At 72.5% G+C, this 24275-nt stretch carries 22 protein-coding genes and 1 pseudogene; 13 read left to right on the top strand and 10 right to left on the bottom strand.

What is annotated here, in order from left to right; all coding sequences use genetic code 11:
• Nucleotides 1-226 precede the first annotated feature (226 nt).
• Nucleotides 227-970 (top strand): GAP family protein, encoded by a 744-nt coding sequence (locus tag BOQ63_RS03880; protein ID WP_454130588.1) that lies wholly within the window; start codon nt 227-229, stop codon nt 968-970.
• Between the two features lie 10 nt (nt 971-980).
• Here the strand turns inward: BOQ63_RS03880 and BOQ63_RS03875 are convergent, their stop codons facing one another.
• Genes BOQ63_RS03875 through BOQ63_RS03865 form a run of 3 tightly spaced genes read right to left on the bottom strand, consistent with a single transcriptional unit; the run spans nt 981 to nt 3836 of the window.
• Nucleotides 981-2207: a cytochrome P450 gene (locus BOQ63_RS03875; RefSeq protein ID WP_072653386.1), complete on the bottom strand. Its 1227-nt coding sequence runs from the start codon at nt 2205-2207 to the stop codon at nt 981-983.
• Between the two features lie 13 nt (nt 2208-2220).
• Nucleotides 2221-3612, bottom strand: coding sequence for an NAD(P)/FAD-dependent oxidoreductase (locus tag BOQ63_RS03870; protein ID WP_072653385.1), 1392 nt, complete (start codon nt 3610-3612; stop codon nt 2221-2223).
• Complete coding sequence (locus BOQ63_RS03865; RefSeq protein ID WP_072653384.1) at nt 3609-3836, bottom strand: ferredoxin; 228 nt, start codon at nt 3834-3836, stop codon at nt 3609-3611. Before BOQ63_RS03865 ends, BOQ63_RS03870 begins: the two co-directional genes overlap by 4 nt.
• Nucleotides 3837-4270: 434 nt before the next feature.
• Here BOQ63_RS03865 and BOQ63_RS03860 point away from each other — a divergent pair, with 434 nt between their 5' ends.
• Nucleotides 4271-5110, top strand: coding sequence for an SDR family oxidoreductase (locus BOQ63_RS03860; RefSeq protein WP_234355612.1), 840 nt, complete (start codon nt 4271-4273; stop codon nt 5108-5110).
• A gap of 43 nt (nt 5111-5153) precedes the next feature.
• Here BOQ63_RS03860 and BOQ63_RS03855 read toward each other — a convergent pair whose 3' ends face one another.
• Nucleotides 5154-6971, bottom strand: a complete 1818-nt coding sequence (locus tag BOQ63_RS03855; protein WP_072653857.1) for a glycoside hydrolase family 15 protein — start codon at nt 6969-6971, stop codon at nt 5154-5156.
• Nucleotides 6972-7542: 571 nt separating this feature from the next.
• Between BOQ63_RS03855 and BOQ63_RS03850 the strand changes: the two genes are divergently transcribed.
• The 4 genes from BOQ63_RS03850 to BOQ63_RS03835 are packed head-to-tail and all read left to right on the top strand — an operon-like array spanning nt 7543 to nt 11468.
• The gene (locus BOQ63_RS03850; protein WP_030556643.1) at nt 7543-7872 is read left to right on the top strand and encodes a histone H3 family protein; all 330 of its coding nucleotides are present in this window, start codon (nt 7543-7545) and stop codon (nt 7870-7872) included.
• A complete protein-coding gene (crtI, locus tag BOQ63_RS03845; protein WP_078938773.1) occupies nt 7869-9464 on the top strand; it encodes a phytoene desaturase family protein in 1596 nt (531 codons plus the stop codon). The genes BOQ63_RS03850 and crtI overlap by 4 nt, the downstream gene beginning before the upstream one ends.
• A complete protein-coding gene (locus BOQ63_RS03840) occupies nt 9451-10458 on the top strand; it encodes a phytoene/squalene synthase family protein (RefSeq protein WP_030556641.1) in 1008 nt (335 codons plus the stop codon). Before crtI ends, BOQ63_RS03840 begins: the two co-directional genes overlap by 14 nt.
• Nucleotides 10455-11468, top strand: coding sequence for a DUF5914 domain-containing protein (locus BOQ63_RS03835; protein WP_030556639.1), 1014 nt, complete (start codon nt 10455-10457; stop codon nt 11466-11468). Before BOQ63_RS03840 ends, BOQ63_RS03835 begins: the two co-directional genes overlap by 4 nt.
• 74 nt (nt 11469-11542) lie before the next feature.
• Here BOQ63_RS03835 and BOQ63_RS03830 read toward each other — a convergent pair whose 3' ends face one another.
• The 4 genes from BOQ63_RS03830 to BOQ63_RS03815 all read right to left on the bottom strand — a co-directional run bounded on the left by BOQ63_RS03830 (nt 11543) and on the right by BOQ63_RS03815 (nt 15257).
• Entirely contained in the window at nt 11543-13099 is a 1557-nt protein-coding gene (locus BOQ63_RS03830; protein ID WP_454130587.1) for an FAD-dependent oxidoreductase, read from the bottom strand.
• Nucleotides 13096-13293: a hypothetical protein gene (locus BOQ63_RS03825; protein WP_360331527.1), complete on the bottom strand. Its 198-nt coding sequence runs from the start codon at nt 13291-13293 to the stop codon at nt 13096-13098. Before BOQ63_RS03825 ends, BOQ63_RS03830 begins: the two co-directional genes overlap by 4 nt.
• Nucleotides 13290-14579, bottom strand: a complete 1290-nt coding sequence (locus BOQ63_RS03820; protein ID WP_232543208.1) for a lycopene cyclase family protein — start codon at nt 14577-14579, stop codon at nt 13290-13292. The genes BOQ63_RS03825 and BOQ63_RS03820 overlap by 4 nt, the downstream gene beginning before the upstream one ends.
• 66 nt (nt 14580-14645) lie before the next feature.
• Nucleotides 14646-15257, bottom strand: coding sequence for a DJ-1/PfpI family protein (locus BOQ63_RS03815; protein ID WP_072653382.1), 612 nt, complete (start codon nt 15255-15257; stop codon nt 14646-14648).
• A gap of 133 nt (nt 15258-15390) precedes the next feature.
• Here BOQ63_RS03815 and BOQ63_RS03810 point away from each other — a divergent pair, with 133 nt between their 5' ends.
• From BOQ63_RS03810 to BOQ63_RS03800, 3 genes are all read left to right on the top strand, one after another.
• Nucleotides 15391-15825 (top strand): hypothetical protein, encoded by a 435-nt coding sequence (locus BOQ63_RS03810; RefSeq protein WP_030556631.1) that lies wholly within the window; start codon nt 15391-15393, stop codon nt 15823-15825.
• Between the two features lie 9 nt (nt 15826-15834).
• On the top strand, nt 15835-16434 hold the full coding sequence (locus BOQ63_RS03805; protein ID WP_030556629.1) for a hypothetical protein: 600 nt from the start codon (nt 15835-15837) through the stop codon (nt 16432-16434).
• Nucleotides 16435-16666: 232 nt separating this feature from the next.
• Nucleotides 16667-17017 carry a hypothetical protein gene (locus tag BOQ63_RS03800; RefSeq protein WP_050366168.1) on the top strand — a complete coding sequence of 117 codons (351 nt, stop codon included), beginning with the start codon at nt 16667-16669 and terminating at the stop codon, nt 17015-17017.
• A gap of 168 nt (nt 17018-17185) precedes the next feature.
• On the opposite strand, the pseudogene BOQ63_RS03795 reads toward BOQ63_RS03800, so the two are convergent.
• Both BOQ63_RS03795 and BOQ63_RS03790 read right to left on the bottom strand, forming a co-directional pair.
• A pseudogene (locus tag BOQ63_RS03795) lies at nt 17186-17383 on the bottom strand (transposase); the annotation flags it as partial.
• Between the two features lie 58 nt (nt 17384-17441).
• Nucleotides 17442-17717: an HU family DNA-binding protein gene (locus BOQ63_RS03790; RefSeq protein WP_030556625.1), complete on the bottom strand. Its 276-nt coding sequence runs from the start codon at nt 17715-17717 to the stop codon at nt 17442-17444.
• A 606-nt stretch (nt 17718-18323) separates the two neighbouring features.
• On the opposite strand from BOQ63_RS03790, the gene BOQ63_RS03785 reads away from it, so the two are divergent.
• The 4 genes from BOQ63_RS03785 (at nt 18324) to BOQ63_RS03770 (ending at nt 24245) form a co-directional block, all read left to right on the top strand.
• Complete coding sequence (locus BOQ63_RS03785; RefSeq protein ID WP_072653381.1) at nt 18324-20717, top strand: phosphoketolase family protein; 2394 nt, start codon at nt 18324-18326, stop codon at nt 20715-20717.
• Nucleotides 20718-21226: 509 nt separating this feature from the next.
• Complete coding sequence (locus tag BOQ63_RS03780; protein ID WP_499503661.1) at nt 21227-22513, top strand: hypothetical protein; 1287 nt, start codon at nt 21227-21229, stop codon at nt 22511-22513.
• A 177-nt stretch (nt 22514-22690) separates the two neighbouring features.
• Nucleotides 22691-22900 carry a ferredoxin gene (locus tag BOQ63_RS03775; RefSeq protein WP_030556618.1) on the top strand — a complete coding sequence of 70 codons (210 nt, stop codon included), beginning with the start codon at nt 22691-22693 and terminating at the stop codon, nt 22898-22900.
• Entirely contained in the window at nt 22890-24245 is a 1356-nt protein-coding gene (locus tag BOQ63_RS03770; protein WP_030556616.1) for an NAD(P)/FAD-dependent oxidoreductase, read from the top strand. The genes BOQ63_RS03775 and BOQ63_RS03770 overlap by 11 nt, the downstream gene beginning before the upstream one ends.
• The last annotated feature ends 30 nt before the right edge of the window (nt 24246-24275 follow it).

Raw genomic sequence — 24275 nt, 5'->3', positions numbered from 1 at the left:
CGCCGCGTACCCGCCGCACCATCTCGTACTCGACCTGCACCACGTCCCGCGCGTCGCAGAACGGCGAGGCGAGGAACACCTCGTCGACCGCCTTCTCCCGGGCGACCCGACCGAGAGGGCCTCCCAGCCCGGTGGCCGGGTCACCCGTTCACCACCGGCCGATGGATGCCGGACCAGGCGCCCTTCATGATGACGAAGTGGGCTGCGCCCGTACCGGAGCCCAGCCATGTCAGCTTCGAGCCGGCTCGGCAGTCCGCTCCGGATCGTCCGTCTCTCCTCCCCGGAGGCCGTAGTGGGACACGCTGTCGGTGATGTGCTGGGCCTGGCCGCGGGTATCGCGGTCAGCCCGCTGCCGATCGTGGCGATCATCCTCATCCTGGCCACCCCGCGGGGTCGACTCAACGGACTGCTGTTCGCTCTGGGATGGGTTCTGGGGCTCGCGGCGCTCGGGGCGCTCATGCTGGCCGTCGGTGGCACAGGAGGAGCCTCGACCCACAAGAACCCGGCCACCTGGGTCGGAGCACTCAAGCTCGCTCTGGGCGCACTCCTTGTCGTCTTCGGCGCTCGTCAGTGGCGGCGCCGCCCCAAAGACGCTTCCCAGGCGCAGCTCCCGAAGTGGATGACGGCGATCGACGGCTTCACGCCGATCAAGATCCTCGGCCTGGCGCTGCTGTTTTCGGCGGGCAATCTCAAGAACGCGCCCCTGACCATCGCTGCCGGCGCCTCGATCAGCTCTTCCGGGCTCCCCGCGACGCAGCAGGTCGTCACGCTCGTGATCTTCGTGGTCATCGCTTCTCTGGGAGTGCTCGCTCCACTCGTCGTCTACCTGGTCATGGGCGACCGCGCCAAAAGCATCCTGCGGAGCTGGCGCGACTGGGCTGCGCAGCACAACGTCGCTGTCCTGGCCGCCTTGTTCTTCGTGTTCGGCCTCAAACTCCTGGGTGACGGCATCAGCATCCTCGCCACCTGAGACTGCCGCGCTAGTAACCGTCGCCCTGCTCGATGTGCAGGTGGACCGGCCCGCGGAGAACGGGGCTGCGCCGGTACGGTGGCGGGTCGGCGACCAGCCTGGGGCGGTCGAGCCGGCGTGCCAGCTCGGTCAGCGCGATCTGGGTTTCCCGCCGGGCCAGTGGGCCGCCGAAGCACAGGTGGATGCCGCTGCCGAAGCCGAGGTGCTGGTTGTCCCGCCGGTCAGGGTCGAAGCGGTCGGGCTCGTGGAAGCGGTTCGGGTCGCGGCTGCCCGAGGCCAACATCAGCATGATCCGCGAGCCCTTGGGGATGACGGTGTCGGCGACGGTGATGTCGCTGTACGCCGCCCGCCAGGGGATGATGTGCACGGGGGGTTCGTAGCGCAGCAGCTCCTCTGTCAGTGGTACGACGAGGTCGGGCTCGTGACGCAGTCGCTGCAGCACCTGCGGGTGGCGCAGCAGCGTCAGCATGCCGTTGGTGATGAGGTTGACGGTGGTCTCATGGCCGGCGATGAGCAGCAGGTTGGCGGTGGCGACGATTTCCTCGTCGGTCATCCGCCCGTCGGGGCCGTCATCGTTTGCCAGCCGGGCCAGCAGGTCTTCGCCGCCGGGGCGCCCGTGGCGCTGGTCCACCAGCCCGCCGAGGTACCGGCGCAACTCGTTGCGGGCCTGTATGCCCTTTTCCAGTTTCTCCTTCGGGTCGGCCTTGGGGTTGTAGTCGATCGCGTTGACGACGTCGTCGACCCAGAGGTGGAACCGCGGCTCGTCCTCGTGCGGCACGCCGAGCAAACGACAGATGACGGTCACGGGGAACGGGTAGGCGAAGTCGTCGACGAGGTCGATCTGCTCTTTGCCCGCCAAGTCGTCGATCAGGCTGCCGACGATGCCGGTCAGGTCGTCCTCCATGCCGGTCACCAGTCCCGGAGTGTGCGGGGGGCCGAAGTGGCGCATGGTCATTCGTCGCAGGCGGTCGTGCGCGGGCGGGTCGAGGTTGATGAACGCCGGGGTGGCCTGCTCTTCGGCTCCGGCCGTCGGATGCGAGAGGTTACGGGTGTCCGAGCTCAGGTGCGGGTTGTGCAGGAGGTCGGTGATCTCGCGGTACGTGCTGACGACGTAGCTGCCGTCCTCCTGCCGGGCCACGGGCGTCCTGCGCAGTTCGGCGTACAGGGGGTACGGGTCGGCTCGGGAGGAGTAGTCGAGGATCCGTTGCAACGTGCTGGGCGTCTCGGTCGTGGTCATCTCGCTTTCCCTCCTACCGGTGCTGGTACGCGGCCGTGACGCGCCTCTCACTCGGGTCGTGGCCGGTGACGACCACGGTGGCGCCCTGGGCGAGCAGGGTCGGGCCGGGGAAGTCGACGGGCACCGGCTTCGCGTCGGCGGGCTGATCGGGGGCGGGGCAGGGAGGTGGGAAGGGCGCGGCCGTCTCGATGAGTGCCTGGTAGTGGTCCAGCCACTTCGCGTTGTTGAAGCTCACCGCCGCGGTGACACGGCCCCGATAGCCGTATGCGGCGACGAAGCGGTGGTCGGGCACTGATCCCTGGGTGACGACCACCTCGTCGGCGAAGGTCGGCACGCCGACGGACTTGATGTTGACCCCGAACTGGATCGACCAGAACCGCGGGATCGACAGGTGGGGCCAGCGGTCCGCCTGGCCGCTGACCATGTTGTGCGCCGCGACCTCGGCCTGCTCCACGGCGTTGGCCCAGTGCTCCAGCGAGATGAGCCGGTATTCGTAGATCGGGTTCGGGCAGCGTGCCACGTCTCCGGCGGCGAAGACGTCGTCGGTGACCAGGCCGTTGAGGTCGAGGGCGCGGCAGCCCGTGTCGCAGGCGATGCCCCAGACGCCCGCCGCCAGCCCCGAGCCCTGCAGCCAGTCGGTGTTGCGGATGCCCCCGAGTGCCACGACAGCCACGTCGGCGTCGATCGTGCTGCCGTCGTCGAAGTGGGCCCGGCGAAGCCGCCCCTGTGCGTCGCCCTCCAGCCGGGTGACCTTGACCCCGCAGCGCAGGTCGACGCCGTGAGCTCGCTGCATGTCCGCCGCGACCTCGCCGATCATGGCCCCGAGCGCCCCGACCAGCGGCGCCGGCGCGAGTTCGGCGACGGTCACCGGGATGTCCCTTTCCCGGCAGATGGAGGCGATCTCGGAGCCGGTGAATCCCGCACCGATGACCAGTACCCGGGAGGGTCCGGCGGCGAGTGCTCGCTGGAGGCCCGCGGCGTGCTCGCGCGTTCGCACGACGAACACTCCGTCCAGCGCCGCCTCGCTCTCGACGAACCAGGGCCGGGCCCGGACCCCGGTGGAGATCAGTACCCGGTCGAAGGGCACCTCTCGGCCGTCGGCCAGACGCACGTGGTTGGTCGCCAGGTCCAGCCCGCTGGCGGGCACACCCAGCAGCCACTCCGCGTCGACCTCCCGACGTCGCGGCAGCTTCGTGTTCTCGGCCGGCACCCACCCGGTCAGCACCTGCTTGGACAGGGGAGGCCGGTCGTAGGGTTCGCCCAGCTCGTCACCGATCATGGTCAACGAGCCGGTGAAGCCTTCGTCGCGCAGCGCCTCCGCGGCCCGCAGTCCCGCCAGTGACGCCCCGACGACCACGATGCGGCCCTCACGCTTGAACGCTTGCAGGTTGTCTGCGCTGGTCATGACGGCGATGCCTCCGCCGGTGCGTCCCGTCCCTCCAACTGGTCGACCAGGATCGCCTGGACCGGGCAGGCCGCCGCGGCGCGCAGCACCTGGTCGCGTCGGGCGTCGTCGGGGTTGGGGTCGTACATCAGTGCCTCCTCGCCGTGCATTCGGAACACGTCCGGAGCGAGAAAGGCGCACTGCGCATACCCTTGGCATCGGGAAAGATCAACGACGACTCGCATCCCGACCTCCACAGGGGCTGCAAGCTGCGGGCCCGGCAGCCGGCGCCATTTCGGCGCGCAACGCGGCACGGCTGGGGAGAAAGGGACTGGGCTGTTGCCCACCTCTGCCAACTGCGAGGGTGCGCGCCGCGCCCGTCGGGTCGCCGCAGAAAGAATCTGGTCGTCGCCTACGAGGCGACCGGCGGGTGGAACCGCCCAAAGATCACGAACTTCCTGCTGATCAGGCTATCCCGTGCGCATATCGCCCGCACGCCGGGAAACGGGCTCTCTTGCCGATCGGCGCCGATTCCATGTCGAAGGCCGGCCGTGTTCGGCCGCTCGGCGCAATCAGCCCGCACCCGGGATGTGGCCCGGACTTTCGGATGGTTCGGTGTCGGCAAGAGCCGACAGGACTCACCCGAATCCTGGGGTCGGCAGTCTGGAGGAGAACCAGCGTGAGCGTAGCCCAGGGAGCCCCGCCGGGCGTCATTCCCGCGCATCTGCTGCGAGGCCAGAAGGCACTGGTCACCGGCGCGAACTCGGGCATCGGCAGGGCGACGGCCATCGGCCTGGGCCGTGCCGGAGCCGATGTGGTCGTGAACTACGTCGCCGGGCGTGAGGAGGCCGAGCAGGTGGTCGAGGAGATCTCCGGGTTCGGAGTGCGGGCGGCGGCGTACGAGGCCGATGTGTCCCAGGAGGATCAGGTCGTCGCGATGATCGCGCGGATGGTGCAGGAGTTCGGGACCATCGACATCCTCGTGGCCAACGCCGGGCTGCAGCGCGACGCCCCGTTCACCGAGATGACGACGGCCCAGTGGCAGAAGGTGCTGGATGTCAACCTCACCGGCCAGTTCCTGTGCGCTCGGGAGGCGACCAGGGAATTCCTCCGGCGGGGGGTTGTCCCCGAGGTGTCGCGAGCCGCCGGGAAGATCATCTGCATGAGCTCGGTGCACCAGCTCATCCCCTGGGCCGGCCACGTCAACTACGCGGCCTCCAAGGGCGGCGTGCAGATGATGATGGCGACACTCGCCCAGGAACTCGCGCCCCACCGGATCAGGGTCAACGCGATTGCTCCGGGAGCCATCAGAACACCCATCAACCGCGACGCCTGGGACACCCCCGACGCCGAGAAGGACCTGTTGCAGCTGATTCCTTATGGGCGTGTCGGCGATCCGGAGGACATCGCCCACGCGGTTGTCGGCCTCGCTTCGGATCTCATGGACTACGTGGTGGGCACCACCCTCTACGTGGACGGTGGCATGACCCTCTTCCCCGGCTTCGCCACCGGAGGCTGACCGCTGTGCGACCACGGCCGGCAGGCGGGCCCCTGGCCGACTCTCAGTCGCGCTGCTGATCGAGGGCACCGTCCAGGGTGGTGGCGGCCATGATCAGCGACAGGTGCGTGAAAGCCTGCGGGAAGTTGCCCAGCTGCTCGCCACTGGGACCGATCTCCTCGGCGAACAGGCCGACGTGGTTGGCGTAGGTCTGCATCTTCTCGAACGCGTAGCGCGCCGGACGAATCCGCCCGGCGCGGGCAAGAGCGTCGACATAGAGGAAGGTGCAGAGACTGAAGGTGCCTTCGGCCCCGCGCAGCCCGTCCGGGGAGGCCGCAGGGTCGTAGCGGTAGACGAGGCTGTCCGACACCAGCCTGCGCTCCATCGCGTCCAGCGTCGACAGCCAGCTCACCGTCCTGGGCGCCAGAAACCCGACACGCGGAATGAGCAGCAGCGAAGCGTCGAGGACATCGCTTCCGTAGTGCTGGACGAGGGCCTGCTCCTTCTCGTTCCAGCCCCGTTCCATCACCTGCTCCAGGATCGCGTCGCGAGCCGCGGTCCACCGGGGAGCGTCGGCAGGACGGCTGTGCTCCCTCGCCAGGCGCAACCCCCGGTCGAAGGCCACCCACGCCATCACCCGGCTGAAGGTGAAGTCCTTGCGCCCGCCACGGGTCTCCCAGACGCCCTCGTCGGGGCGGTCCCAGGAATCGGCGAGCCAGTCCAGCGTCCGTGCGGTGTTCTTCCAGCCGTGGTAGCTGCCCTGCATGGTGACCTCACGGCCCTCCGACAGGGCATAGAGCGCCTCCCCGTAGATGTCGAGCTGCAACTGATCGGCCGCCGCGTTCCCCACCCGCACCGGATACGAACCCCGGTAGCCCTCGAAGTGCGGGAGAACCTCTTCCGGCAGCGTGGGGTCACCGTCGACGCGGTACATGATCTGCAGCGGCTCGCCATCGACGCCCTCGCGGGCCTGGAGGCGATCTCCCATCCAACGCGTGAACTGCGCCGCCTCCTCGTCGAACCCCAGGTCGAGCAGGGCACGCACGGACAGGGAGCCGTCGCGGACCCAGGTGTAGCGGTAGTCCCAGTTGCGCTCACCCCCGATCTGCTCGGGCAGCCCCATGGTGGCCGCGGCGACGGGAGCGCCTGTGGGCGCGTAGGTGAGCAGCTTGAGCGTGATGGCCGAGCGATGCACCATGCCCGGCCACCGGCCGCGGTAGCTGGAGTGGCGCACCCAGCGCTGCCAGAAGTCCACCACGTCCCAGAACTGCTCCATCGCGAGGCCTGGGGTGACCGGCGGCGGAGGGTCACCATCGGGACCGCCGACGGTGAACACCGCCGCAGCCACCTCACCCGGCCTCAGGGTCACCGCCCCCCGCGCGTCGTTGCCGTCCTGCTGCAGGGGGAAGGTGCTCTGCAGACAGGCGGTGCCGTTCGGCGCCCGGAACGTCGCGGTCCTGTCCTGCAGGTCGAGATGGTGGGTGGCACGGGCGTAGTCGAAACGCGGACGGCACTCCAGAGTGAAGTGCACTGTGCCGCGTACCGCCCTCACGCCGCGCAGCAGCACGTGCCTGTCAGTGGGGGTGCCGGTGCGATCCGGCGGCATGCAGTCGAAGACCTCGCCGACTCCGTCCGGCGACATGAACCGCGTGACCAGGACGGCGGTGTCCGGGTAGTAGAGCTGCTTGCAGGTGACGTTCCGGCTCTCCGGCGCGAACAGGAAGTAGCCACCGCGGTCATGGTCGAGCAGAGCAGCGAAGACGGTCGGCGAGTCGAACCGGGGAGCCGTGAGCCAGTCGACGACCCCCTGCGACGACACCAGAGCAGCGGTCTGCAGGTCTCCGACGAGTCCATGGTCGGCAATGGAGGGATAACGGTCCATGATCATCTCGCTTCCCTGGTATCCCTGATTCCACTGTCCGCCCTCGGTGACGAGGCTGCCACGGGTTTTGGAACGAGAGGCGAGACCAGAAGACGGCCGCCCGGCAGTCGGTCAAGGGGGCGGTCCGCATCGTCGGACGCACCCGGGCACGCCGCTGTCGGAGCGGTGGGGGCTGCGTTCGATCACGGCTCCGCATCGGGGCGACCGGCCGCCTCGGCACAGGAGCTTCGACCCGCGGCAGCCTTCTGATGGCCTCCCCGATTCGCTGCGGCGACGAATGTGCCAATGGAGGGCCTTCGGGCACCAAAGCGGACGAATCATGCGCCGCGGACGACTGGCGCGCCGGGATCCGGGATAGACGGACAGGGCCCGCTGCCGTCGTGGCCGCGCGGCGGCCCGGGGCCCGCATGCGCACGGCCCCCGGCACGTGACGTGGAAAGCGAGCCCGATGTCCTGTCCGTCCTCGCCGGCGGCGCCGGCCTCCTCGCCCGGCCGGCCCCGGCCGGCACCCGCTGCGCGGCCCCGACTCTTCGGGGATCCGGCGGACACCGGCAAGCCCTGCGGTGACGACGTGCGGGCGGTTAAACCCACGTTCCTGGTCGCGGTGGCGCACGCCCGGGCCGTCGCTCGCCGCGACAGCGCCTCCTCGGAGGTGCTCGGCCGCCGCCCGGGCGATCCGGCCCTGGACGACGGCGGCCTGACGGAGGTCCGGCGGGTACTGGTCGCCACCGGGGCCCGGGCGGCTGTCCAGGCCCGGATCGAGCGCCTGTCCGAGCGCAGCCTGGAGCACTTGGAGAGGGTCCGGCCACACGCTCGGGGCGCCGAACGGCCGGCGGCCCTGCCGAGGGTGGCGGCGGGATTGGCGCGTGGTCCGTTCCGCGGTGAAGAGGGCGGCGCATGAGCCGCGCCGCGCCGGCGGCCGACCACGTCGTCGTCGTGGGGGCCGGCCTGGCCGGGCTGGCGGCAGCCTGTCATCTGATCGGGGCGGGACGCGGCGTCACCGTGGTCGAGCGGGACGATGCACCCGGCGGCAGAGCTGGGCGCATCCGCTGCGGCGACTACCTCTTCGACACCGGACCGACCGTGCTGACCATGCCGCACCTGGCCGACGAGGCGTTCCGGGCCGTCGGCACCTCGCTGCGCGAGCACGTCGAACTGCTGCCGCTGCAACCGGCTTACCGGGCCCGCTTCGCGGACGGCAGCGCATTGGACGTGCACACGGACGCGCAGACGATGGAGGCCGAGGTGGAGCGCTTCGCCGGGCCGCGGGAGGCCGCGGGCTACCGGGAGCTGCGCCACTGGCTCACCCGGCTCTACCAGGTGCAGATGCGGCGCTTCATCGACACCAACTTCGACTCTCCCTGGCAGCTGCTCAACCCGGACCTGGCCCGCCTGGCGGCGCTGGGCGGGTTCGGCCGGCTCGCCCCGCGGATCGGACGCCATCTGCGCGACGAGCGGCTGCGCCGGGTCTTCTCCTTCCAGTCCCTCTACGCCGGGGTGGCTCCGGGCCGGGCACTGGCCGCTTACGCGGTCATCGCCTACATGGACACCGTGGCCGGAGTGTGGTTCCCCCGCGGCGGCATGCACGCCCTACCCCGCGCGATGGCCGCCGCGGCCGCGGCGGCGGGCGCCGGGTTCCGGTACGGGAGCACGGTGGTGCGCCTGGAACGGTCGGGGCACCGGGTGACGGCCGTCGTCACGGACCGCGAGCGCATCCCGTGCGACGCGGTCGTGCTCACGCCCGACCTGCCCGTGACGTACCGGCTGCTGGGGCGGGCCCCCCGCCGGGCGGTGCCGCTGCGCTTCTCGCCCTCGGCGGTCGTCCTCCACCTGGGCACGGACCGTACCTGGCCCCAACTGGCGCACCACACCCTGTCCTTCGGCCACGCCTGGAACCAGACCTTCGACGAACTCACACGCACCGGCCGTGTGATGACGGACCCCTCACTGCTGGTCACCCGTGCGACGAGCACCGACCCGTCGCTGGCCCCGGCCGGCCGGCACACGCACTACGTCCTGGCGCCGGCACCCAACACAGTCGTCGGCCCGGACGCCGCGGCCTGGGGTGACCTGGCGCCGCGCTACCGCGACCACCTGATCGACACCCTGGAGCAGCGCGGGCTCACCGGCATCGCCGGGGCCGTCGAGGAGGAGTTCATCGTGACCCCGGCCGACTGGGCGGCCCGGGGACACGCCGCGGGCACGCCCTTCTCCGCCGCCCACACCTTCGCCCAGACCGGGCCCTTCCGGCCGCGCAACCTGGTGCGGGGGCTGGAGAACGCGGTGGTGGCCGGCTGCGGCACCACCCCCGGCGTCGGCGTTCCCACGGTTCTGATCAGCGGGAAGCTCGCCGCCGCCCGCATCACCGGCACGCCACGCCCGGGCCACCGCGCGCCGGTGGACGCCCGCCCGGCCGGCAGCGGTGCGGCGACGGGCGTACCGGGCCCGCTCCCGTCCTCCTCGACCACAGGAGCCGCGCATGACGGCCCGTGAACTGGACGCCGCGGGCGTCACGGCACCGGCCCTGCGCGCGGCGTACACCGCCTGCCGCGACCTCAACGCCCGCCACGGCCGTACCTACTTCCTGGCCGCCCGACTGCTGCCGGTGGAGCGCCGGTGCGCCGTCCACGCCCTGTACGGCTTCGCGCGCTGGGCGGACGACATCGTCGACGGGCTGGACCGGCGCGAGACGCCCACCGAGCGCGACCGGCTGCTGGGCCTGCTGGAGAAGGACCTGGCCACGGGCCTGCGGGGCGGTGGCGCGGACCACCCGGTGGTGCGGGCGGTCGCGGACACCGCCGGCCGGTACGACATCGACCCGGGGCTGTTCACCGACTTCCTCGCCTCGATGCGCGCCGACCTCACCGTCACCGACTATCCGACCTACCAGGACCTCTACCGCTACATGCACGGTTCGGCGGCGGTGATCGGTCTGCAGATGCTGCCCGTCCTCGGGACGGTGACGGGCCGGGCCGAGGCCGAGCCGTACGCGGCGGCCCTCGGAGTGGCGTTCCAGCTGACCAACTTCCTGCGCGACGTGGGTGAGGATCTGGACCGAGGCCGGGTCTACCTGCCCGGCGACCTGCTCGCGGCCCACGGAGTGGACCGGCCGCTGCTGGAGTGGAGCCGCCGCACCGGCCGTGACGACGCCCGCATCCGGGCCGCCCTGGTCGCCGCCGCCGGGCTGGCCCGCGGCGTCTACCGCGATGCGGAGCCGGGCATCGCGATGCTGGAGCCCAGGGTCCGGCCCTGCATCGGGACCGCCTTCGTGCTCTACGGCGGCATCCTGGACGCGATCGCCCGGGACGGGTACGCGGTGCTGCACCGGCGGTCGGCGGTGCCGCTGCGCCGACGGGCTGCGGTCGCGGCGGCGGGGCTGGCGCGCGTCCTGGCCGCCCGGGTGCCGGCGGCCGTGCGGGGCGGCCTTCCCTCCGGCCCGCCGCACCACCGTCCGGCGGGCCCGGACGGCCGGAGGGCAGCGCGGTGAGCGCGTCGCCCGGACGGCACCGGACCTCGCCGCTGCGGCTGCGCCAGGGCCCCGCCTGGGCAGGGCAGGAGCCGTCCTGGCGGGCGGCGAAGCCGGCGCTGATCGCCTCCGCCCTGGAACAGGCGACGGCCCGGCCCTTCGGGAACTGGTACGTCGTCGGCCCGGCCGGGAGCACCGCCTCCCACGGCCGCCCGTGCGGGCGCCTGGTGGGCGGGACGGAGGTGGTGCTCTGGCGGGACGACGGCGGGACGCTGCGGGCCGGTTCGGGAATCTGCCCGCACCTGGGCGCACCGCTCAAGGACGGCCGGGTGGTGGGCGGCACGCTGGTGTGTCACTGGCACGGTCTGGCCCTGGGCGGCGGCGCGTCCGCCGGGTGGGAGCGCTACCCGGTGTACGAGGACGGGGTTCTGGCCTGGGTGCGGCTGGACGCCGTCGGCGGTGAGGAGCCCTGGCCACGGCCGGCGGTGCCGCGGCGCCCCGCCCTGGAGGGAGCCGTCACGGCGGTGTACACCGGGCGGGGCCGCTGCGAGCCCGAGGACGTGGTGGCCAATCGGCTGGACCCGTGGCACGGCGCCTGGCTGCACCCCTACGCGTTCACGGACCTCAGGGTGGTGGAGGTGCCGGACCTCGTCGCCGGGGACGGGGAGGACGGGTTCGCCGTCGACGTGTCGTTCCGGGTGGCCGGGCGGCTGGTCGTGCCGGTGCGTGCGGTGTTCACCGCGCCCGGCCCCCGTACCGTCGTGATGCGCATCGCGGAGGGGGAGGGGGCCGGGTCGGTGGTGGAGACCCATGCCACGGCGCTCACCGCCGCCTCCTCCTCCGCCCCGCGTACGGCGGTCGTGGAGGCGGTGGTCGCCGCGTCCGGGCGGCGCGGCTTCGCCGTGGCCCGGGCGCTCGCTCCGTTCCTGCGGCCGGTGGTGCGTCGGACGGCGGGGCGGCTGTGGCGCGACGACCTGGCCTACGCGGAGCGCCGCTGGGCTCTGCGCAGCACCGGCCGCTTCCCCGGCTGAGGCTCCGCGCGCCCGGGGGCAAGCCGGCCGCCTCGCGGACGGGCGTGCCCGGGACCGAGCAGCCCGGCCAGCGGTCAGCGGGCCGCCCGGCGGGCCACGGCGCGCAGCGGGCGGCACCGGCCGGCACGGGGGACGGACCACAGGGTCTGGCCGGCCACGCCCCAGCGGGCGAGCAGGACGTTGGCGGCCTGGAAACCGGTGGTGGCGGCGCGTTCCATCAGGGCGACGGGCAGGTCGGTGCGGACCAGGTCCCCGGCCAGGACGACGGCGGGGTGCGGGGTGATGACGCCGGGGCGGCGGGACCATCCGCCGACCGGGAACACCGGGCAGTCGCCGCGCCATTCGTGGTGCACGTCCACGAGGCGGGCGCCACGGGTCTCCGGGTACACCTCGTGCAGCCGGGCCGTCATGCGCTCCTGGACCCCTGCGCGGTCGGCGTCCCCGTCCACGGCGTAGGCGTGCAGTTCGACCACCGATCCACCGGTCCGGGCGGCCCACCGGGCCGCTTCCCCCTCCCAGCGGTCGAGGACACTGACGTTGTCCAGCCCGTCGTAGCCGCTGGTGCCGAGGAACCCGGGCCGGTGCGCGGCGACCGGGCGGTCCAGCCAGAGCCGGGAGACCAGGAACGGCGGCGCGGTGCGCAGGGCGGCGATGTCGGCGCGCCACCGCGGGCCGCCCAGGTGCTCCGAGGCGGCGACCAGGCGCCGCAGGCCACCGGCGTCCAGGGCCAGGACGACGGCCTGGTGGCGCTCGGCTCCCCGGCCCGCGGTCACCACCTCGATGTCGCCGTCGGCCAGCGGCCGGACCCGGTCGACGGGGGACGCGGTCCGCAGATCGACACCGAGGTTGCCCAGGTAGCCGGCGAGGGGCTGCCACAGGCCCTGCGGATAGGGCTCGGTGGGGACGTCGAACAGCAGGCCTTCGGAGGATCCGAGGAAGTAGATGTGGAACATCAGCAGCAGTTCGGCGGCGGACAGGTGGCGCGGGTCGGTGAAGAAGCTGCGGGAGAACACTTCGAAGGCGAGGTGTCGGGCGGCGCGGGGGAAGTTGATCCTCTCCAGGAAGTCGTGGGCGCTGGTGTCGTCGTACCGTTCGAACACCTCCGGTACGCGGACGTCGAGCAGCGGCAGGGCCGCCCGTGCGTGTAGGGCGGCCAGGTCGCGCAGACCGAAGGTGGGACTGAGGAGGACGAATCCGGCTGCGCTGAGCGGAGGGGTGCGCGGTACCCGGGCGAAGCTGTCGGTCAGCCCGCTGCGGTGACGCAGTGGGTAGTCGGGCAGCGCGGCCAGTCTGATGAGCCCTGGGTCGGTGCGGCGCAGCAGGCCGCGCAGGTTGTAGTACTGACGGAAGAAGGCGTGGAAGCCGCGGCTCATGGTCGCGGTGGAGCCGTCGGCGAGGCGGACGGGCCAGCCGGCGACGCGGCCGCCCAGGACGGCTTCCCGTTCGTGGAGGGTCACCGCGATGCCGCGTTCGGCGAGTGCGGTGGCGGCGGCCAGGCCCGCGATGCCGCCCCCGACGACGGCGACCCGGGGCGGTTCGGCTCCGGGGAAGCGGGCGTGGCCCGGTGCGGCCGGCACCGTTTCGGCCCGGCGGTCGCGGCCGCGCCGGGCAGCGGGTGTCGTACTGCTCACGCGTGCGCCTCCGGGTGGGCGGAGCGCGGGTGCGCCGCGGCGGCGCCGGCCCCGCCGTCGGCCAGGCGCAGGCGGCGGGCCGAGCGGCGCAGGGCGCCGAGGTGGCCCGGGTCGAGGGCGGTCAGCAGGTCGTAGGCCGGTGCGGCGTGGTCGAAGGCACGGACGAGGTCACGGCCGTGCAGGAGCGACGTCAACGGCTCTCCTCGCAGGAGTCGGGGGCGGGTTCCGGTCCGGTACCGGGCAGGGCCCGGCGGGGCAGCAGGGGGAGTTCGGCGGCGCAGCGCAGCATCGGGCCGACGGGGCAGCGCAGGCCGATGCGCAGGTCCTCGGCGGGGGTGCTCCTGCCGTCGAGGAAGCGCAGGACCTGTTCGGCGGGGGTGCGGCGGAACAGGTCGGTGAAGAAACGGGGGCCGTCGATCCGGCCGGTGTCCAGGGCGCGCAGCAGGACGGCGTCCATCACCAGCGCCCGTCGGCGGTGGGGTGCGGGCGCGGGTGCGGTCCGGCCGGGTGTCGGTTGCCGGGCGAGGGCGGCGGCGATGGCCCGGCTCTGCCGCTGGATGGCGGCGAAGGCGTAGCCGGTGGCCGGGCGGGTGGCGCCACCGGCGGTGCCGATGCGCACGTGCGCGGGACCGGCACGGCGGGGGAAACGGCCGTCCGTCATGGGGATGACGCCCTGCTCGGCCTCCTCCACCGTGAGTGCGCCCAGACCGAGGACGCGGCGGGTGTAGTCGCGCAGCGCGTGCTCGTATCCGGCGGTGGTCAGGGGGCGCCGGGAGAACTCGGTGTACTCCACGAGGGCGCGGTCGGGGGCCAGGGGGAGGACGTATCCGAAGGCGAGACCGTGGGCGGGCTGCGGGAGGCGGAAGTCCATCAGGTCTGCCGTGCCGGGGTCGAAGCGCGGGCGGTCGGTGTGCACGAACCAGCCGCGGAAGTGTTGCAGGAGGGTGGTCCGGGCCAGCGGCGGCCGCACGGGCGGTCTGGAGTCGAAGACGTACCGGGCGTCGAGGGTGAGCGGCCGTCCGGCTGGGTCGGTGGCGAGCACGCGGGCGCCCGGGCGTCCGTCCGGCCGGGTCTGCACCCGGTGGACGGTGGCCCGCACGATCCTGGCCCCGGGGTGGCCGCCGAGGCGGTCGTGGACCAGTTCCTCGAACGCGGTGGAGCGCAGCATCCGGTAGCGCAGCGGGGCGGGCTCCGTCTCGACGGCGTTCCCGTCGGGGCCGGTGATCCGCAGCCGGGACCACTGCGCGGTGACAGCCCGCTCGTACTCCCCCGGGCCGTCGTCCCAGAAGCACCAGGTCCGTGGCGGCGGGCGCAGCGGACCCTCGGGGGGTTCGACGACGGTCAGGTCGAGCCGGGGGCGGGGCCGGTGTCCCTCGTGCCCGTGTCCGACCAGGCAGTCGGCGAGACTGAGTCCTGCGGCTCCTCCACCGATGACGACCAGGGGAAGGGGCTCGGCTTCAGCGGTCCTTCTCAACCTCAACCTGCCTCCACCTTCCGGCTGGACGGGGTCCGACGGCGGGCGGCGCCCGGCACCGCCTACAGGCGGTCAGGACAGGCCCGGCGGGCATCGTCCCAGGCGCGCGGCGGTGGCGACGGCGTTGGCGCGTTCCGGGCGTGTCACGTGCGGCGGAGCCGGTGTGCCGGAGAACGGTGGGCGCCCGACGGCGAAGGGGCCGGGGGGTGCAGCGGATGGGCGCCAGCTCGGGTCCTCGTCGATGTAGAGCACGTCCGACTCGATCCGGGCGCGCGGGTGGCGGCGGGCGAGTTCGTCGGTGTGGCGCCAGTGGGTGGTGCAGCGCCGCCCGTCCAGCAGCCCGGCCTCGCCGAGCAGGAAGGCCCCGGTGCAGATGCTCAGGACGCGGGCGCCGCGCTCGACGGCGGCCCGTGGCTCCTCGGTCAGGTGGTCCGGCTGCCGCACGTGCAGGTCGTAGGCCGGGATGCAGATGAGGTCCGCCGAGGCCAGCCGCTCCAGGCCGTGCCGGGTCCGCACCTCGAAGCCGTGCCGCATCGGCACGCTGTCGCCGGTTCCTGAGACAAGAGCGAAGTCGTAGACGGGGAGCGCATCGTCGCCGCGGTCGATGCCGAAGACCTCGCAGAACACACCCAACTCGAAGGCGTGGGCGCTTTGGAGGGCCAGGACGGCAACATCGCGAAGCACGGGGCTCCTGATCTCTCTCTCACGACGGTGGCAGCAATTTCAGCCTATCCGTCGTTTCCGCCACTCCCGGCGGGTGCCCCGTCCTGGAAAGCTCGCAGGCGTTACCCCCACCACGCGAACAGCTAGGCACCGGATGACCACGCACACGCACACCACCAACGCCGCCCTCTCGTCACAGGCGGCCCAGGTCCTGCGCACACTGGCGCTCGACGAGGAGCTGAAGTGGCGCATCCCCGGCGACCCCGTTCTGGGCCCCCTGGCCCGCAAGGTCGCCCGGCGGTATGTGGCCGGCGAAACCCTCGCCGACGCCCTGGACCGCGCGCAGCAGATCCTGGCCGCCGGCCACCGTGTGAACGTCGAGTACATGGGCGAGAGCTGCCGCGACCCGCAGCGGGCTGTCGAAGAGACCGACACGTTCCTCGCCGCCGCCCGGCTCCTGCCGCCCGAGTGCTCAATCTCGCTCGACCTCTCCCACATCGGCCTCGCCGTCGACGCACTTGGCGGGTTCGCGACGCCGGGCATCTCCCGTTCCCAGCCCGCCGCCAGGACGGCTGAGGGCGGATCCTAGGGTGATCCCATGGACGTGGGGGCGGTACTGATCGCGATGACCGGGGTGGCGGGTACGTTGGGCGCTGCGCTGCTGACCCAGCGCGGCGCGGACCGGGTCAAGAAGCGTGAGCTGGAGATGAGCCACGCCATCCAGGAACGCCGCGAGAACCGCGAACTGCGGCGGCGGTGCTACACCGAACTCCACCGGGACGCCCGACAGTTCGCCACGGCGCTGAGCCGCCACCTGTACGTCATGCGGGACCGCGCGCCCGGGGACGAGGACGTGCAGGCGCTGGAAAGGGTGAAGGACGCCCACCGGGACCGCTGGTCCGAGACCCTGATGATCGCTCCGGACACCGTGATCGGTCCGGCCAACAAACTGAACGACGCACTGACCCGGGTGTACGGGCAGATCAAGCGCATCGAACAGGGGAACCCCCGGCGCGGTGAGACGCTACGGTCGGCCGCCGAGGGACAACACGCGCTCTGGCCCCTGATCCGCGCCACCCGAGAAGCGATGCGCGCCGACCTGGGCGTCACGGGCGCCGCCCCCTGGCCCGAGTCGACCTCGGCCGACGACCCGGCCATGATCGGCGACTTCGAGGAGACGGACGGCGAAACCTCCTAGGCAGTGCCCGCGCTGGCCGTCGTGGGCCGGGCCGGGGCGGCCGGGAGGGCGGGCCGCTGCCGGGGCCGGCCTTTCGTAGGGGTGGGCTCGACGGCCTGGTGCAATGCGGTGTTGCGCTGGGGACAACGCGGGCTGTGCGCTGGGCCTGACCCGGCGTCATGTGGCCGGAAGAGGCCGGGGGCGGGGCCCCGCGTACGACGCCGGCCACTGCAACGGAGCCGGCGGCTCCTATGTGCAGCCCGCGCAGGACCCGCTGTGGATCTGCGCCAGCTCGCCGATCCCGGCGGGCTACGTGCTCACCGACCACAACCCCAGCAGCAGCCCCTGTCTCGGCGACGCCTGGCTCATGCGGCTGGTCACGGACGGGATCTGGACCTGCGCGGGCTCGCCGATCCCGGCCGGGTACGTCATGACCGGCCACTACCGCACCGGCTGCCGGGGCATCGGCTCCTGGTTCCAGCAGGTGGCTGCGCCCGGGCTGTCGATCTGCCCCGGCAACGCGGTCCCGGCCGGCTACCACCTGGGCACCTACAACAGTGCGGGCTGCGCGGGCCTGGGCTCCTGGGTCCTGCTCCGCAACTGACCCGGCTCGGGGGCGCCGCCCAGGCCCGCCCGGATCCCGGGTGCGGCACGGTGGCGTCCGGGCGCACTGGGCGCACCGCACGGACGGTGAAGGGCGCGGCGGTGGCGAGGCCGTGAACGCGGAGAGAGGCCGGTTCGCGCCCGGACCCCCGAGCGGGCGGCGAACACCCCTCGCCCGAGTGCCATCGATCGCCCAGCACAGGAACCGCTTGTGCGCGGTCTGGAACGGGCCCGACTCGTCCGGCAGATCCCGCCACGGTGAGCACGCGCGGTACTTCCACGCGATCGCCTCCAGAGTGCGGCGGTGGTCCGCCGCCCACCGCCGCCCATGGACGGGATCTGCCTGTCCCGCCTCGATCCGGCGCAGTGCGGGACTCCGCCGACAGCGGCCCGGGAACTCCTGGGCACCCGGGCCGCTCCTGCTGCTACTTCACGGCTTCCTTGAGCTTGGAGCCGGCCGTGGCCTTGACGCTGTAGCCGGCCGGGATCTCGATCGGGTCCCCGGTCTGCGGGTTGCGGGCCTTACGGGCAGCGCGGTGGGTGCGCTCCAGGGTCAGGAAGCCGGGGATCAGCAGCTTCTCGTCGCCTTTGAAGACGATCTCTCCGGCGATCTCCGCGAACGCCGAGAGGACGGCGTCGGCGTCCTTCTTGGGAAGGCCGGCCCGCTCGGAGATGGCTGCCACGAGTTCGGTGCGGTTCATCGTGCCTGCTTTCGATCACGGTACTGGTCCCACCGCATGCTGCCAGATCCTCCGGGCAAGCCGGTCCGCAAGAGGAAGCGGCGCGCCGTGCAGTCGAAGAGGACATCGGCGAACCGTGCTGATCGAGGTCACCGCTTTCGCGGCACTGCTGGCTGTCACGGTCCGGGACGGACCCGGCCGGGCTGCTGAACGGGGACGGACGCACGGCCCGGGCGGCGGTGCGCCTGCGACCGGCTTGCCGGGCCAGGACGACCGCAGGCGTGCCCGCGCGGCCGCGCCGCGGTGGGGTGAGTGTCGCGGGACGACGGATCGGCCCGAACACGCGCTGGGCGGTGCGGGGAGAGACCCACCGTGGCCGTGGAGGCAGCGACCGGAGCGACCGAAGGTTCGCATGTGCCCGAGGGCTGCCCCCTGGCCGGTCGGTGACGGCGTACGGGCGCGGACGCGGGTGCGGACGGGTGCGGCGGGGTCGGCGGGGTGTGCCCCACGCCGATACGCCCGAACGGGTGAATCGGCACCGCGTGCCGCTGACGCCGGGGGCGGAGTCGCTCAACGGGGAACCAGCCGGAGGACGCTACGACTGACCACCGACGGAGAAAGGCCCCGATGCGCACCGAGCAGTCGAACAGTCCCCGCACCTGTGCCGCGCCGGGCGAGCGGGAACTCGCCGAGCTGGACGCCCACTGGCGTGCGGCGAACTACCTGGCGGCCGGGCAGATCTACCTGATGGCCAATCCGCTGCTGCGCGAGCCGCTGCGGCCGGAGCACACCAAGCCCCGCCTGCTCGGCCACTGGGGCACATCGCCGGGCCTCAACCTGGTGTACACCCACCTCAACCGGGTGATCAAGGCGCGAGATCTGGACGCGATCTGCATCTGGGGCCCCGGCCACGGCGGTCCGGCCGTGCTGGCCGGCTCCTGGCTGGACGGCAGCTACACCGAGCACTACCCCGACATCACCTGCGACGAGGCGGGGATGGCCGCGCTGTTCCGGCAGTTCTCCTTCCCCGGCGGCGTGCCCAGCCACGTGGCCCCCGAGACACCGGGCTCCATCCACGAGGGCGGCGAGCTGGGCTACTCGCTCGCCCACGCCTACGGCGCCGCACTCGACAACCCCGGCCTGGTGGTCGCCTGTGTGATCGGGGACGGCGAGGCCGAGACCGGCCCACTGGCCGCCTCCTGGCACGCCAACAAGTTCCTCGATCCGGTCCACGACGGCGCGGTGCTGCCGATCCTGCACCTCAACGGCTACAAGATCGCGAACCCCACCGTGCTCGCCCGCCTCCCGCACGAGGAACTGGACGCACTGCTGCGCGGCTACGGCCACGAACCCCTGCACGTCGCCGGCGACGAACCGGCGCAGGTGCACCGGGCGATGGCGGCCGCGATGGACACCGCACTCGACCGGATCGCCGATGCCCAGCACGCGGCCCGCACCGACGGCACCACCGAGCGCCCCCGCTGGCCGGTGATCGTGCTGCGCACACCCAAGGGCTGGACCGGCCCGCACGAGGTCGACGGCGTACCGGTGGAGGGCACCTGGCGCGCCCACCAGGTGCCGCTCGACCACGTGCGGGACAACCCCGAACACCTCGCCCAGCTGGAGGCCTGGCTGCGCTCCTACCGCCCCGACGAGCTCTTCGACGACCGGGGCCGCCCGGTGCCGGACGTGCTCGCCTGCCTGCCCGCAGGTCGGCGCAGGCTCGGGGCGAACCCGCACACCAACGGCGGGCTGCTCACCCGTCAGCTGCCGATCCCGCCACTGGAGAAGTACGCGGTGACGGTGGACGAGCGCGGCGCGACCACGCACGAACCCACCCGGGTGCTCGGCGACCTGCTGGAGCAGGTCATGGCCGACACCGCCGAGCGGCGCGACTTCCGCCTGGTCGGCCCGGACGAGACCGCCTCCAACCGGCTCCAGGCCGTCTACCGGGCCACGGGCAAGGCGTGGGAGGCGGGGCTGCTGCCGACCGACGAGCACCTGGAACGCGGCGGCCGGGTGATGGAGATCCTCTCCGAGCACGTCTGCCAGGGCTGGCTGGAGGGCTACACGCTGACGGGCCGACACGGCCTCTTCTCCTGCTACGAGGCGTTCGTCCACATCATCGACTCGATGGTCAACCAGCACGTCAAGTGGCTGCGCACCACCCGCCGACTGCCCTGGCGCGCGCCCGTCCCGTCGCTGAACTACCTGCTCACCTCGCACGTGTGGCGCCAGGACCACAACGGCTTCTCCCACCAGGACCCGGGTTTCGTCGACCACGTCCTCAACAAGAGTCCCGAAGCCGTGCGCGTCTACTTCCCGCCGGACGCCAACACGCTGCTCGTCACGGCCGACCACGTGCTGCGCTCGAAGGACTACGTCAACGTCGTCATCGCGGGCAAGCAGCCCTGCTTCGACTGGCTGACGCTGGAGGAGGCCCGGGTGCACTGCGCGCGCGGGCTGGGCATCTGGGACTGGGCCGGCACCGAGGACGGCGCCCGCGAGCCCGACGTGGTCCTCGCCTGCGCCGGGGACGTACCCACCATGGAGGTGCTGGCCGCCGCCGGCCTGCTCCGCCGGCACCTGCCCGATCTCGCGGTCCGGGTCGTCAACGTGGTCGACATCGCCCGCCTGCTGCCGGCCGAGGAGCATCCGCACGGCATGCCCGACCGCGAGTTCGACGCCGTCCTCACCCGCGACAAGCCCGTGATCTTCGCCTACCACGGCTACCCGTGGCTGATCCACCGCCTCACCTACCGCCGCGCCGGACACCCCGACATCCACGTGCGCGGCTACAAGGAGATCGGCACCACCACCACGCCGTTCGACATGGTGCTGCGCAACGACCTCGACCGCTACCGCCTGGTCATGGACGTCATCGACCGCGTTCCCGGCCTGGCCGTGCGGGCCGCCCACGTCCGCCAGCGGATGGCCGACGTCCGCACCCGCCACGACGCCTGGATCCGTGCGCACGGCACCGACCTGCCCGAAGTCACCGACTGGACCTGGCCCCACTGACCCGCCCGGGCCCGGGCCCGGGCCCGGGCCCCGCACCCGCGCCGCCGCCGGGCGGCCGGGATGACGACTCCGGATGAGCGGGAGGGGCTGGAGGAGACCGAGCTGCGCCCCGGCGATCCGGACGCGTTGAGAAGCTCGCCGAACGCCTCGCGTTCCGGGATACCCGGTGCCGGGATACCGGGTCGAAGGTGGACCGGCGCTAGCCGGATGGGCGATACCTGGATGCCCGGATCGGTTGGCGGACCGGTGACGCAGCGTTTCTCCTGGGTGGGGTGAGCGGAATGGTGCTCTGACCTGACATGGTGCCCTGACCCGAGGAGTGTGCGATGGCGTCGAGCGAACCCGCTCGCGGTCCCGAGGACGGAGGAGCGCCGGGGCCCGAGGGCTCCGCCGCGCCCGGATCCGGCGAACCTGTGCCGTCCGCTCACGCATCCCCGGCCGGGGCCGGGGCCGGAGGCGAGGGCGTGCAGGGCGGCGTAGGGGAGGACGTCGCTCAGTTGAGTGCGCGGATCGCCGCACTTGAGGCGGCCACGCCGCCGCGCGGTAGGGAACACCGCCGGTGGCGGACCTCGGGCGCGGTGGTGCTGATCGTGATCGCGTCGCTGTTGTCCCTGCTGTCGGTGCTGGCGGTGTGGACGTCCGACTTCGTGGGCGACACCGACCGGTACGTCCGGACCGTCGCTCCGCTCGCCAGCCAGCCCGACGTCCAGACGGCGGTCACCAACCGGGTCACCCAGGTCGTGCTGGAGCAGATCGATGTGAACGCCCTGGTGAAGGAGCTCTCCGACGCCGCCGCCCAGCAGGGCGTGCCGCAGAACGCCGCGAACCTCATCAACGACCTCAGCGGCCCGATCAAGAGCGGCCTGACCCAGCTGGTCGGCTCCGTCGTGAACAAGGTGGTCACCAGCAGTGCCTTCGAAACGGTGTGGGTGGAGGCCAACCGGGCGGTGCACAGTTCCCTGGACAAGGCACTCACCGGCCAGGGTGGTGGCGCGATCAAACTGGAGAACAACCAGGTCGCCATCGACCTCGCGCCCGTGATCGCCAAGGTGAAGGACGAACTCGTCAACGCCGGTCTCGGGGTCGCGGCGAAGATCCCGGACGTGCACACCAACTTCGTGGTGTTCGCCTCCGACGACATCGGCAAGGTCAAGTCGTACTTGCGGCTGCTGGACATCATGGGCGCCTGGCTGCCGGTCGTCACCGTCCTGATCGCCGCCGGTGGTGTGTTCCTCGCCGTCAACCGTCGCCGGGCACTGGTCGGCGCCGCCGTCGGGGTGGCGCTCGCCATGCTCCTGCTCGGGATCGCGCTCACGGTCTTCCGCGCGTTCTACCTCGACCACCTGCCCCCCGGCGCCGACCAGGCAGCCGCCGGCACGGTCTACGACACCCTGATCCGGTTCATGCGCGCCACCGTCCGCGCGGTCGGCACCGTCGCCGTGGTCACCGCCGTCGGCGCCGCCCTGATCGGTCCCTCCCGACCGGCGGTCGCGGTGCGCACCGGCTGCCGGCGGATCATCGGCTCGCTGCGCGGTGCGCTGTACTCGCTCGGCATGAGGCTCGGCCCGGTGGGCCCGTTCGTGCACCGTTTCAAGCGGTGGATCGGTGCGCTGATCCTGCTGGTGGCGGCCGTGATCCTGGCGACCTGGTCCTACCCGACCTGGGCGGTGGTGCTGTGGATCACCTTCTTCGTGGCACTGGCCTTCGCGATCCGGGAGTTCCTGGACACCGGCGGGGACGGTGACCGGGCACCAACCCCCACGACCACGGGCGGGCCGCCCCCGGCCAACGCCTGATCCGTCCCGGCACCTGCGGCATGCGCGAGCAACGGGAAGGCCGTCCTCGGGAGTTCATCCACTTCTTCCATCGTGCCGGCCCGAACCACAGCTCTCGCCACGAGGCATGCAGCCACCCGGGTCTGGCCCCATGCTGGAGATGAGGGGGGTGTGACAACGGAGGAAGAAGTGGTGGAGATGAGGACCGTTGTCGACCTCACACGCTGCCAGGGCTACGCACAGTGCGTGTTCCTCGCCCCGGAGGTGTTCGAACTGCACGGGGAGGAGGGGCTGCTGTACGCCACGGCCGTCCCGGACGACCAGGTGGAGCGGGTACGCCAGGCCGCGGCAGCGTGCCCGGTGCAGGCGATCCTCCTCGGGGAAGAGGTGAGCACCGGTGGCCGGTGATCTGAAAGACGGCCTCATCGTCATCGTCGGCGCGTCGCTGGCCGGGCTGAGAGCCGCAGAGGCGCTGCGCGAGGAGGGCTTCACCGGGTCCCTGACCGTGGTCGGGGACGAGCCCCACGCCCCCTACGACCGGCCGCCGCTGTCCAAGCAGGTGCTGCTGGGCCAGGCGACGGCGGACACCCTGGAGCTGCCGATGCGCCGGGACCCGGACGCCGAGTGGCGCCTCGGCGTGCGCGCCACCGGTGTGGACCTGCTGGCGAAACGGGTACTGCTGGCCGACGGCGACTCGCTGCCCTACGACCGGCTGCTGATCGCCACCGGAACCCGTGCGCGGCCCTGGCCCAACCCGGAGGAAGGCGCCCTGGACGGGGTGTTCACCCTGCGCACGCGCGAGGACGGCGCGGGACTGGCCGAGCGGCTGGCCGCGAGACCGGAGCGGGTACTGGTGATCGGCGGCGGCTTCACCGGCTCCGAGATCGCCTCCGCCTGTCGGGAACTGGGCCTCGCGGTGACCGTCGCCGAACGCGGCCCCGCACCCCTGGTGGGTGCGCTCGGCGGCACCCTGTCCAAGCTCGCCGCCGTCATGCAGCGCAACCACGGCGTGGACCTGCGCACCGGGGTGACGGTCACCGCCCTGAACGGCAACGGCGCCTTCACCGGCGCGCAGCTGTCCGACGGCAGCCGCGTCGAGGCGGACGTGTGCGTCGTGGCGCTGGGCGCGATCCGCAACGTGGAGTGGCTGGCGGAGTCCGGGCTGGCGGCGGGCCCACGCGGCATCGCCTGCGACGCAGGCTGCAGGGCCTTCACCATGTACGGGATCGTCACCGACGACGTCTTCGTGGCCGGCGACGTCTCCCGCTTCCCCCACCCGCTGTTCGGCTACCAGATGCTCTCCCTGGAGCACTGGGGCAACGCCGTCGAGCAGGCCGCGGTCGCGGCCCACAACATGGTCAACCCCGGCCCGCTGCAGCGCCCGCACCTGGCCCTACCGGTCTTCTGGTCGACCCAGTTCGGACTCAACATCAAGTCGGTGGGCGTCCCCACCTACTCCGACCACGTGGTCATCGCACAAGGGTCCCTGGAGGCACGGCGTCTGGCGATGGTCTACGGCTACCAGGGCCGGGTCACCGCCGCCGTCACCGTCGACATGGCCAAGGCGCTCGACTACTACCGACACCTGATCGAGACCGCCGCCCCCTTCCCGCCCCCGCCCGGGGCCCAGGACCGTGCGATCGCGGCCGACATCGCGATCCCCTCCGCCGTACCGGACCCCTCCGTGCTGTCCCACGGTCCGACCGTCGCACTCACCGGGCACCTTCCGGACCGCCGGCTGACGGTGGTGTAGCCCACATCCCGCCCCCTGTGAGGAGCCACC

The organism is Streptomyces viridifaciens (genome assembly GCF_001888885.2).
GTDB classification, from domain to species: domain Bacteria; phylum Actinomycetota; class Actinomycetes; order Streptomycetales; family Streptomycetaceae; genus Kitasatospora; species Kitasatospora aureofaciens.
This window is presented reverse-complemented; position numbering and strand designations above follow the sequence as displayed.